This window comes from Candidatus Pelagibacter sp. HIMB1587, from assembly GCF_052047775.1.
In the GTDB taxonomy this organism is placed as follows: domain Bacteria; phylum Pseudomonadota; class Alphaproteobacteria; order Pelagibacterales; family Pelagibacteraceae; genus Pelagibacter.
Genome location: NZ_JBNAJJ010000002.1, coordinates 502,731 through 515,291, shown reverse-complemented (window position 1 = coordinate 515,291; position 12,561 = coordinate 502,731). Strand labels below are relative to the sequence as shown.

The window sequence follows — 12,561 nt, the reverse complement described above, 5'->3', positions numbered from 1 at the left end:
AATAGAAATCAATGAATGAAGACCTTGAAAAAAATCTAAATGAAATAAACAAATTACCTGGATTAAAAAGAGTAAAGGATGAGGTTAAAAACTTAATGGCTTTTCTTCAAAATTCCAAGGATAGAAAAGAACAAGGTTTAGGGGATGTAATGCCGCTAACATACCATTTAATTTTTTCTGGTAATCCAGGAACTGGAAAAACTACAGTTGCTAGACTTTTGGCTAATATTTATAGGGACCTAGGAATTATTGCTGGGGGAAAACTTATTGAAGTAACCAGAAGTGATTTAGTGGTAGCAGAAAAAGGAAAAACAGCGGAAAGAGCAGCTGAAAAGTTTAATGAAGCAATAGACAATGTTTTATTTATTGATGAAGCATACACATTATCAAATAAAAAAGATCCAAATGATAATGGTCAAGAAGCAATTGATGAATTGCTAAAGTTTATGGAAGATTATAGGGATAGACTGATAGTGATAGTTGCAGGTTATGAGGCTAATATGAGAGAATTTATAGCTTCAAATGCCGGTCTAGCATCGAGGTTCAAAAGAAATATAATTTTTGAAAATTATAATGATTTAGAATTATACCAAATTTTCTATAAGCTTTGCCGGGATAACAAATACATGATTGCTAATGATGCAAGTAGTACAATTAAAAATACTTGTAAAAAAATTATAGAAATAACTGGAGATAAGTACTCCAATGCTAGAGATTTAAGAAGATTTTTTGAAAGCTGTATTCAAATTCAATCAGTGAGATTAAATAAAAAAGAGAATAAAACTAAGTTAGATTTAATGATGATTAAAAAAGAGGATATTGAAAATACTATCAATAATTTTTCTTAAACTTAAACTCTTGAACTATATCGATAAGTAACAAATCTTCTAATAATTTCATAAAAAAGAATAATTAGCGCAATAAAAGTTACAATTGGGATGTAGCTTAAAATTTGAAGATATCTTGAATATACTTTTTCAATTGCAGATCTTTCATCCATTTGAATATCATGCAATCTATTTGCAATTAAATGTATTTTAGGATCTTTCAATTGCGAACATTTATCCAATATTTGATATAGCTGTAATTTATTATAGTATTTAACTAATCTTTTTAAATTTTTCTCAATTGCATAACAATTTGCAAACAAGTTATTATAAACATCGTCTAAAGTAAGATCTCTTTTAGATGAATTTAACATTTCATTATTTAAACTGATATATATTTCCTCTACTTCTTCTTTTGTTGGATTTTCTTTTAAAACTATTTCAATATTTTTTTCAAAATTTTTGATTTTATCTTTAACATCTTCTTTAATATCGTCGTTTATATTTTGATCTGGAAACGTTGCAATAATAGTTTCGTCTTTCACTGTTCCATCATCATTTGATATAACTTTGTTATTCTGTTCTAAATCTTTCTCAGATTTCATAGGAGGATCTTTCTTTAAAACAACTTTAGTTTGCTCTTCATTATCGTTTTGATCTTGATCAGATTTTATAGGTACATCTTTTTTTGCGATCACGCTTGGTATTCTTCCTTTTGCAAATTCACCAAAGAATTTTCTAAATGTTATTGAAAAAATATTAGAGCTAATATCTTCTTTTGTATTTTCTAACAAAAATGCATTAGCCATTAGGCTTGTGTTATTCTCTTTATTTAGAAAATTATATCCTACTCCCAACGAATAATAGTCTTCCTTATCTCTTGGTAAATCATGATTAAAAGTTGAACCAGATGCAAATCTCGCTTTGTTTTCTGTTCCTTCAATAAAATAATCTCTAGATAAAAATGCTGCTAATTCTAACTGGCTTAATTTGTTATCTTTTTCTGAAAAGTTTTTTGATACTGAAATTCCAATTTCAGGTTTAATAATAAATAGATCTTCATTATCAACTGACAATGCCAAATCACCACCTGTTTCTTTTGTATCTCCTTTAAAAATATAGCTATGATTTATTTTGACAGATGGGGATATTTTATATCCATCAAAATCATATTTCGCTATGTGCTGAGCTTCTACATTTAAACCAACATCATAAAAATCAGATTTATATTTATCATCTACAGAGGTTCCAAATACAGATACATTTCTATTACTGTTAGTCTTAGATACAAAAGCGCTACCTAATAAATTAAACGCATAATCATCTTCATCAATTTGCTTAAACATTGAAGCATGCATTGAATAAATTTCTGCATCCCCATAACTATCATTGTAAGTTGTATCAGTTTTTGAAATTCCAATTGAATAACCATTAAAATTTATCTCATCTTTTTTAAATTGTTCTCCAAATAATATTCCAGTCGTATCAGAGTTATATCCCGTATACCCTTCACCAATATTATCTCTTTTAGTATTTGTTCCAAAAGTTCTTAAAAATGAAGCCCTATCATCTGACTCGAACCTTTCAAAAAACGATTTATTTTTATTATTTTTAATAAAACCTAAAACAGATACATCACTATAATCGTAGTATTCACTATATCTTTTTTTATCTCCGTACAAACCTTGGTCTTGTAATGATGCTAAAGTAAGCTCATTAGCTGTAGAAGTAAAATTAGTTACAAATGTTGTGTTTGAAAGAGACGTTGTATTAGCAACAGCTCTATTAAAATAATTATGATTAGTATTTGATTGAATAGATGATGTTGCTAAAACTGTACCTTTGATCTCATCAAGCTCACTATTTACTGAAGCTGTGTCATAGTCTTCTAATTTTTCTTTAACATTAAATAAAGTAGTTCCACTTTCTGAATTATCAAATACCGTCGCAATATCTTTAAAATGAGCGATAGTAGTATTGCAATTAATATTACAAGAAGCTGAGGCTTCACTAATTTTCAAAGAGACTGTTTTTGCTAAAGAATTATATACTACATCCCAAGTTGCATCATTAAGATTACTCTCGTTGTTCATTGTCTCTGTTGAAAAAGTTCCATTAAATGTTCCACCGCCAGAAGCATCTACAATTGTATGTGTCACATCTGAGTAAGTGGTATCTTCAGGGTATAAAGAAATAGTTCCAGCAAGTTCTGTATTTCCATTAATTACTATCTTGTCTGCTGTTGTTGAATTAAATTCTATGTTTGTAGTATCGTCTGCAGATAGCGTTAAGTTACCAGTTATAGTAAGAGTGCCTATGCTATTTCCTGGTGCCAAAGTACCTGCGGTAGATGAAAATGTAACATTACGCCCTATAACACCACCTCCACTTAATGTACCTCCTTCTACACTAATATCTCTTGGAATAATGGTATTTGATCCATCACTTGCTGTTCCTACATATAGAGTGCCTGCGGTTAATGTTGTATCTCCGGTGAAAGTATTTGTTCCTGTTAAAGTTAAATCACCTGAACCAGATTTATTTAAATCTCCTGAACCAGATAATGTTCCGGATAAAGTTTGATTATTTGAAGAACTAAAAGTTAGTGTACCAGAATTTGATATGTTACCAGCGTACGATCCACTGTTTAATTGTCCGCTTATATCAATTGTACCAGCTGAAATAGTTGTATTTCCTGAATAAGTATTTGTTCCACTTAAAGTAAGAGTTCCAGAACCAGCTTTTGTTAATCCACCAGATCCTGATATTACACCAGAAACAGTTTTATTGTTTGTGTCACCAGCAGTTAGAACTTGTGAACTTGCTATTTCAATATTTCCAGCTCCCTCAATTGAAGCTACAGTGTCACTTGCATCAACATCATATACTGCACCAGAAGCAACGGAAATAGCGGTACTATCTGATAAAGTCCCTGAAACAGTTAAAGTTCCTGAATTAATGTTTGTATTACCTGTATAAGTATTTGTTCCACTTAAAGTATAAGTGCTTGATCCAGCTTTAGTAAAACCACCTGAACCGCTTATCACACCTGATAAAGTTTTATCATTACTATCTCCAGCCGTAAGTGTTTGAGAGCTCGCGATTTCAATGTTTCCAGCACCACTTACAGATGCAATAGTATCACTCGCATCTACGTCATAAACCGCACCAGAAGCAATAGAAACAGCGGTACTATCTGTTAAAGTTCCTGAAACAGTTAAAGTTCCAGCATTTATAGTTGTTGGGCCAGAAAATGTGTTATTGCCACTTAAAGTTTGAGTTCCTGAGCCAGCTTTAGTCAATCCACCAGAGCCTGATATTACACCAGATAAAGTTTTATTATTTCCATCACCAAAAGTTAAAGTTTGTGAGCTAGCAATTTCAATGTTACCCGCACCATTAATCGAAGCTACCGTATCACTTGCATCTACGTCATATACAGCACCAGAAGCAACAGAAACAGCAGTACTATCTGACAATGATCCTGTAACAGTTAGAGTTCCAGCACTAATTGTCGTAGCGCCTGTATAGGTATTTGTGCCACTTAAAGTTTGAGTTCCTGATCCCGCTTTTGTTAAACTTCCAGAACCTGATATTACTCCCGACAAAGTTTTATCATTACTATCTCCAGCAGTTAATGTTTGTGAACTTGCTATTTCGATATTTCCAGCACCACTTATAGAAGCAACAGTATCACTTGCATTTACGTCGTAAACTGCTCCTGAAGCAACTGTTACTGCTGTGCTATCTGATAAAGTACCCGTAACGGTCAAGGTTCCAGAATTTATATTTGTAGCACCAGAGAATGAATTGTTTCCACTTAATGTTTGAGTTCCAGAACCAGTTTTAGTAAAACCACCTGAGCCACTTATTACACCTGATAAAGTTTTATTATTGCTATCTCCAGCTGTAAGTATTTGAGAGCTAGCTATTTCAATGTTTCCAGCTCCCTCTATTGAAGCAACAGTATCACTTGCATCAACATCATAAATAGCACCAGAAGCAACAGACACTGCAGAACTATCAGACAAAGCACCAGTAACAGTTAAAGTTCCTGCGTTAATTGTTGTTATACCAGAAAACGTATTTGTACTACTTAGAGTAAGAGTTCCAGAGCCAGCTTTGGTAAATCCACCTGAGCCACTTATTACACCTGAAAGAGTTTTGTTATTAGCGTCTCCAGCAGTTAAAGTTTGACTACTTGCTATTTCAATATTTCCAGCTCCTTCTATTGAGGCGACCGTATCAGTTGCATCTACGTCATAAACTGCACCTGATGCAACGCTTACCGCAGTGTTGTCAGATAAAACGCCTGTAACAGTTAACGTCCCTGAATTAATTGTTGTTGCTCCTCCATAGTTATTGGCACCAGATAAAGTTAAAGTTCCTGATCCATTTTTTGTTAAAGTACCTTCCCTTGTAATAATTCCTGATATAGTTTGATCACTTGAAGAGCTAAATATTAATGCTGATCTATTAGTAATATTTCCTGAGTATGATCCGCTATTTAACTGTCCGCTTACTTCAAGTGTTCCATTTGAAATTATAATTGATCCTACGTCAGTCCCAGTTCCACTTAGTGTAATTTTACCAGTACCAGTTTTATTAAAGGCTCCTGATCCTGTTATTGTCCCTGAAATTTCTTGATCACTACTATTTCCAGCAGTTAAAGTTTGTGAACTTGCTATATCAATTGTACCTGCTCCAGTTAATGATGATATAGTGTCGTTTGCATCAACATCATAAGTGGCGCCACTTGAAACTGTTACTGTTGTATTGTCATCTAGAGTTCCTGCTACAGTTAAAGTTCCAGCACTGATGGTAGTAGTACCGTCGTAACCATTTGAGCCAGTTAAAGTTAAGGTTCCACTTCCAGATTTAATTAAATTATAAGTGTTAGACCCATCATCAATTGCTGCCATTGATACAGCACTATCAATACTAGCAGTAGTATTTCCAGTTAGAGTATTAGTTCCTGAAAAAGTAATTGTATTGCTATCTCCACTATTTCCTAAAGTTATTGAACCTTGTAAATTTAAATTCTCATCTATTGTGAAATCACTTGCATCTGATGTATAGAATTTACCACCTGTCATTGTGATATCACCTGTACCAAATGCATTATTTATTCCGTATTGAATAGCACCTGCAGTAACTGTAGTTCCACCAGAATATCTACCTGTGGTTTCCGCGAAAAAAGTACCGCTTGCTGACATTGTCAAAGTTCCAGAATTCAATACCAATCCACCTGATGGTCTTATTATTCCATCTCCGCCTGTGATAGTTAAATCATAATTATTGGCTCCTGCTGTTAATCCGCCATCAAATGTTAAATTTCCATCGTCAATATTGATTGTTGTATCTGAACCAAGAGTAGTAGTTCCTGTTAATGTGATTGTTCCAGAAGTATTTGTAACTTGTAAAGCGCCACCATTACTCACACCAGTTCCATTTAATGTTAAGCTCTCATTAGTTATCGTAATTGCGTCAGTGATTTTTAAAGTAGCTCCATTAGCAATTGTTGTGCCGTTAGTATCCGTACCTAAAGAATATTGATTTGAAATTTCTAAAATACCTGCATTTACTGTAATTGTTCCATCATTCTGATTAGCTCCACCTAAGACTAAAGTACCACTTCCAGATTTAGTTAAATTACCAGAATCTGTAATGATACCATCAAAGGTCATTGTGTTTGATGATGCTACATCTATTGTGCCATTACCAGTTAACGTAATTCCTTTATTTGTACCTAAAGTAAAATCATTTGTAGCGCTTAGAGTTCCACCGTTAAAAATTATATTATCTCCATCTGCACTGCCTGGCGTTGCTCCTAAATTAGCTGAACTTGAAACACTGATTGTTCCATTTGTAATAGTTGTTGAACCAGAATAGTTATTCGTACCTGAAAGAGTTAAAGTTCCACTTCCTGATTTATTTAAAGCACCAGTTCCTGAAATTACACCTGCTAAAGTTTGGTTAGATGATGAGTCTATTGTAAAAGTTCCTGAATTTGCAATAGCACCATCATAATTTCCACTTTCAAGTTGGCCTTGAAGTGTAATGCCCCCTTGGGAAATAGTTGTGTCACCAGTATATGTATTTGTTCCACTAAGAGTTAATGTACCAGTTCCAGTTTTTGCAAGTCCTCCTGATCCTTGAATGACACCTGAGAAAGTTTTGTTTGTAGCATCCCCTGCTGTTAATGTTTGACCACTTGCAATATCAATTGTTCCAGCTCCATCTATAGATTTAATTGTATCGCTCGCATCAACATCATAAGTAGCTCCAGATGAAACTGTAATTGCTGTATCGTCAGATAAGGTTCCTGTAACATTTAATGTTCCAGCGCTGACTGTTGTTGCACCTGTATATGTATTTGCTCCACTTAAAGTTAAGGTTCCATCACCAGTTTTTGTCAAAGGACCAGTTTGACTAATTACACCACCATAGGTTAATGTTGTTGATGCGTCAGTATTAATTGTTCCTCCACTACCAATAACCATGATTCCTTTATTTGAACCTATTGAAAAAGAGTTTGTAGTTTGAAGTGTTCCATTATTTAAAACTATGTTGTTGTTTGTTACAGTTGCAGGTGTTGCTCCTAAACTAGATGAGTTTGAAGCAACAACAGTTCCGCCTTCAATTGTTGTTTGGCCACTATAAGTGTTTGTTCCGGTTAGCGTAAGTGTTCCTGAACCAGTTTTAGCTAAAATTCCAGTGCCTGAAATTGTTCCAGCTAGAGTTTGGTTAGATGATGAATTGATTTTCAATTGACCAGAATTAGAAATTGCTCCATCATAATTCCCGCTTTCTAATTGTCCTTGTATATCAAGAATACCAGCTGAAATTGAAGTATTTCCTGTATAAGTATTTGTTCCACTTAATGTAAGAGTTCCAGAGCCAGCTTTGGTTAATCCACCAGAGCCTGATATTACACCAGATAAAGTTTTATTATTACTATCTCCAGCTGTTAATGTTTGTGAAGATGCTATATCAATGTTACCTGCTCCTTCAATTGATGCAACTGTATCAGTTGATTCCACATCATAAGTTGCACCTGAAGCTACACTAACTGCAGTACTATCAGACAAAGCTCCTGTTACTTTAAAAGTCCCAGAATTAATATTTGTTGCTCCAGTATATGTATTATTTCCACTTAATGTTCTTATACCATTTCCTGATTTAGTAAGACCACCGGAACCTTGAATTATACCGCTGAAAGAGGAGTTCAAAGAAGAATTGGTAGTTAATGTTGTAGAACTAGCTATATCAACAGTTCCTGCACCACTAAAATAACTAATTGTATCACTTGAGTTTACATCATAAGTAGCACCGCTATCTACTTGAACATAACTACTATCACTTAATGAACCTGAAACAGTTAAAGTTCCACCTTTTATAGTTGAAGAAGAGTGTGAATTTGTACCACTTAAAACTAAAACTCCATTTCCTGATTTACTTAGAGCACCATTACTTATATTTCCTGAAATAGTCGAAGTTACACCAGTAGCAGTATTAAATGTTTGATTTTGTGAACCTAAATTTAAACTTCCTGAAATTGTATTATTACTTTCAGAGGTTATAGTCCATTTATCATTTATGATTGAAACTGGGCCTGATAAAGTTAATGTTCCATTGTTTGTCGAGTTACCTAAAGTAGTATTTGCTCTAATTACAATGTTATCACTTACTTCTCTTGCAGACGTATTATTAGAGCTTAATGTCCCACCATCTATATAAATAATGTTTCCACCAAAAGCATTATCACTACCTACTTCCATTGTACCTGCAGATAAAACCCAGTCTGCACTATGACCGCTATTATCTCCATTAAGCTCTATTACACCTGCTCCAGCTTTTGTAAGGTCAACTCCTCCACTAAGAGAACCATTAATTGTAAATGTAAATCCATTTAAGACATTGTAAGTTCTTTCCCCTACACCAAAAGTATCTGTATCAAGATCACTATTAACTGTATCATCTTTAGAAATAGTAACTGTGTCAGCAAGAGATTGTTTAATAAGAAAAAATATAATTAAGAAAAAAAATAAGAAAAATTTTTTTACAAATTGAATATTTTTATTGAATTCCTGCAACATATAACTTTTGTAATGTATTGATCCTCTTGAGTTATTTGGATACAACCAATGATATATAATATTAGTTATATATACAATTTGATTAAATATAAAAAAATTCTATAAAAGCGATTATGAGTAATCAAGAGTTCTTAAACCCTAAGTTTTTAAAGTATTTTATAACTGTTACAGATACGGGGAGTATTTTATCTGCAAGTTCGAGTTTAAATGTTGCTCAACCTTCAATTACAAGATCCGTACAAATTATTGAAAACAGTTTGGGTAAAAAATTATTTATCAGAACAAAAAAAGGAGTCACTCTAACTAAAGAAGGTGAAATTTTTTACATGAATGCAAAATCAATATTAGCATTCAATGATAAAGTTATAGAAAATATAAAATCAATAGAATTTGATGATGAAAATAATAATAATGATCAAATTATTTTTGGTATTCCAAGTACACTCACCTATTCCCATAAACAAAATATACTTTGGTTAATTAAAAAAAATAATCCTAAAGTAAGAATAAAGGTTATTGAGAGTGATAGTTTTGAAATGATTAATCTAGTTGAAAAAAATAAAATTGATTTTGCGATAAGTTGTATCAAATTTTCAAATGACAATATTGATACAGTCAACTTATATGAAGATCCGTTTTGTGTTGCCTTTTATAAGGGACACCACTTTCAAGATATTAAAGAAGTCAGTATTGATATGGTTCGAAAAGAAAAGAATTACATCTTTAGAAATACTTGTGAATTTTTTTACTATGATTATTTAAAGAATAAAGGTTCCTTCCCAGAATTTAAAGAAGTCCAAAAAAATATTAAAAAAAGAAAGCAAGAAAATAGTGATAGAGACATTGTTTTTACGGATAGCGACACAACAGCAGCCTCATGTATTAAAAGTGGTTTGGGAGTTGCGATAATTCCTGAAAGTGTAGCAGTTGATCATAAACTTTTATTTACTAAAATTAATAAACCTCAAATGAGTAGAGAAATTTTATTTATTCAAAATAAAAATAATAAGAAAAATATTAATACAACCAATGAAGCTTTAAAAAATGCTTTATGGTTATAATAAGTGGAGATTAAAAATATGAAAATATTACTAACTTTTATATTTATATTTATATTTAATTTTAATTTTACCTATGCAGAACAAAGTGAAGAAAAAGTACCAACTGTTACTACAAAACAATTTAGAGATTGGACTTTAAGATGTGTTAATGAAAATAAAAAACAAAAATGTGAAATTGTACAATTTTTACAAGTTAAAAATTTAAATCTACAATTTACAGTAGTGTATTCTGAATTTTTAAATAATAAAAATGAGTTAAAAGAATTAATTAATATAATCACTCCATTAGGTGTTAATGTTCAAAGACCTGCTTCAATAAATTTTCATAAAGGAACTGCTGTTAATTTACCTTTCATAAAATGTGAAGTTGTTGGATGTATAATATCAATTTCAAATGATACTACTGATCCTGCGATAGAAAGTCTCTTTAAACAGATTAAAGAAGCAATGACAAAATCAATCTACTTTGAAATTTTAGTTGATGGATTTAGAGAAAAGCCATTTTTAATTAAATCTTCATTACAAGGTTTTGAAGATGCGCTTACTGAATTTGAAAAACAAAAAAATTAAAAATTTGTGAAAAATTTAAAAAAATACCTTGGGCTTATTTTTCTAGCGCTGTTAGTGCTAATTAAAATCCAGGACAGTAATTTTGTTAAACGAATAGAGAATATCTCATATGATATTTACCAGTCTATTTTTGAGGAAAATAGCGAGTTTAATGATGTTTTAATCGTTGATATTGATGAGAAAAGTATAGGTGAAATAGGCCAATTTCCCTGGAGAAGAGACGTTTTTGCCAACCTTGTTGAGAAATTAGAGAATTTGGAAGCATCAGTAATTTCTTTCGATATTTTTTTTAGTGAAGAAGACAAACAAAATCCTAGCAAAATATTAGGAGAACTTAATATTTCTAATGAAGGAGTATTAGACTCTGACCAATCCCTAATTACTGCAATTCAAAATTCAAATGTAATACTGCCAGTTTTAGGAGACATTTCTGTTTTTGATAAAATGAATAATTCTAAACCAAAAACAAACTTTATATCAAGAGGAGGTGATGCAGAAAACTACTTATATAATTTTAAAAATAAAATCACTTCACTTGAAGTTATAAATAATGCAGCAAAAGGTATAGGTAACATTTCATATCTTGATAATCAGGATGGTGTCTTGCGGTCATTACCAATTTTACTTAAAATCGATGGAGATATCTGGCCATCACTAAGTTTAGAAACATTAAGATTGTTACATAAAAATAAAAGTATTTTAATTCAATCATCAGAAAGTGGAATAAAAACAATTAGAACCAAGAACTATAGTTTGAATACAGATCCAAATGCAATAGTTCATATCAACTATAAAAAATTTGGTAAAGATAAATACATTTCAGCTGTCGATATTTTAAATGACAAAATTAGTAAAAATATAATTAAAGATAAAATAATTTTAATTGGAAGCTCAGCACAAGGTTTATTTGATTTTGTTAAAATACCTAGTGGAAAAGTTATCCCTGGAGTTGAAACACATGCTCATGCAATAGAAAATATTATAAATAACGACTTTATAATTAAAAACTTAAAAACAGATATTATTGAAATAATTATATTATTAATTTCTTTAATCTTAGTATTAATAATTCCAAAAAAAGTTAATCCAAAACTAAGTATAGTTTTTTTTGTAGGCTTATGTGTATTTCTAATAACTTCTAGCTTAGTCTTTTACCAATTTAATTATTTTATAGATATATTTTACACTACTTTAGGCTCTGCATTTCTATTTTTAGTTACTCTGTATTTTAGATATCTTCAGGAAAATGAAATAGCTATTGAAAATGAAAAAAAACAAATAGTTTTAAAAAAAGAACGAGAAATTGCTGGTGAGGTACAAAAAAAATTATTTCCGAAAGAATTTGAACAAAAAAATATTCTTTATGCAAAGAATGTTCCAGCTCGAGATGTTTCTGGTGATTACTATGATTACATAAAAATATCTGAAGATGAATTTTATTTCACATTAGCAGATGTTTCTGGCAAAGGAGTTAAGGCTGGAATACTAATGGCAAATGCTGCAGCTGTTTTTAGATCGATGGCAAAACTTAATAAAGAAGTATCTACAATTGCAAGATACATTAATAATCAAGTTGCGGACTCATCTTATCAAGGAATGTTTATAACTGCAGTTGTCGGAAAATATAATATTAAAGAAAAAAAAATAGAATACATCAATCTTGGGCATGAACCAATTATGGTTTATGACGAAAATTTTAATTTTGAATATTATAAATCTACACTACCTCCGCTTGGAATTATGGCTATGGATAATGACGATTTTTTTCAGACAAACGAAATAAGCTTAGTAAATAAAAATTTAGTTATCTATACAGATGGTGTTACAGAGGGATACTTAGAGAATAATCAAGAATTAGAGGCAAAAGGTGTAGAAAAGGAAATTAGTGATAATAAATTTAAGTCGCCTGTAGCAATTATTGAGCATTTAAGCGATATTTTAACTAAAAGAAAAGAGCCTTTAAGAGACGACATTACCTGTCTGATCATCTCCGGATTTTAAGAA

Annotated in this window: 5 protein-coding genes; 4 read left to right on the top strand and 1 reads right to left on the bottom strand. The window is 31.4% G+C overall.

The window, feature by feature from the left end; all coding sequences use genetic code 11:
• The first annotated feature begins 11 nt into the window (after positions 1 to 11).
• Positions 12 to 848, top strand: coding sequence for an AAA family ATPase (locus tag ACTTBE_RS07150; RefSeq protein ID WP_440677740.1), 837 nt, complete (start codon positions 12 to 14; stop codon positions 846 to 848).
• Between the two features lie 2 nt (positions 849 to 850).
• Here the strand turns inward: ACTTBE_RS07150 and ACTTBE_RS07145 are convergent, their stop codons facing one another.
• Positions 851 to 8,926, bottom strand: a complete 8,076-nt coding sequence (locus tag ACTTBE_RS07145) for an autotransporter-associated beta strand repeat-containing protein (RefSeq protein WP_440677739.1) — start codon at positions 8,924 to 8,926, stop codon at positions 851 to 853.
• A 113-nt stretch (positions 8,927 to 9,039) separates the two neighbouring features.
• Here ACTTBE_RS07145 and ACTTBE_RS07140 point away from each other — a divergent pair, with 113 nt between their 5' ends.
• Genes ACTTBE_RS07140 through ACTTBE_RS07130 form a run of 3 tightly spaced genes read left to right on the top strand, consistent with a single transcriptional unit; the run spans position 9,040 to position 12,558 of the window.
• Complete coding sequence (locus tag ACTTBE_RS07140; protein WP_440677738.1) at positions 9,040 to 9,987, top strand: LysR family transcriptional regulator; 948 nt, start codon at positions 9,040 to 9,042, stop codon at positions 9,985 to 9,987.
• 18 nt (positions 9,988 to 10,005) lie between these two features.
• Positions 10,006 to 10,557, top strand: a complete 552-nt coding sequence (locus tag ACTTBE_RS07135) for an invasion associated locus B family protein (RefSeq protein WP_440677737.1) — start codon at positions 10,006 to 10,008, stop codon at positions 10,555 to 10,557.
• Between the two features lie 54 nt (positions 10,558 to 10,611).
• The gene (locus tag ACTTBE_RS07130; protein ID WP_440677736.1) at positions 10,612 to 12,558 is read left to right on the top strand and encodes a CHASE2 domain-containing protein; all 1,947 of its coding nucleotides are present in this window, start codon (positions 10,612 to 10,614) and stop codon (positions 12,556 to 12,558) included.
• The last annotated feature ends 3 nt before the right edge of the window (positions 12,559 to 12,561 follow it).

What these genes read in the sequence shown, in the direction of transcription:
- ACTTBE_RS07150 (WP_440677740.1), top strand. Translation starts at nt 12, where the DNA reads ATGAATGAAGACCTTGAAAAAAATCTAAATGAAATAAACAAATTACCT.
- ACTTBE_RS07145 (WP_440677739.1), bottom strand. Translation starts at nt 8,926, where the DNA reads ATGTTGCAGGAATTCAATAAAAATATTCAATTTGTAAAAAAATTTTTC.
- ACTTBE_RS07140 (WP_440677738.1), top strand. Translation starts at nt 9,040, where the DNA reads ATGAGTAATCAAGAGTTCTTAAACCCTAAGTTTTTAAAGTATTTTATA.
- ACTTBE_RS07135 (WP_440677737.1), top strand. Translation starts at nt 10,006, where the DNA reads ATGAAAATATTACTAACTTTTATATTTATATTTATATTTAATTTTAAT.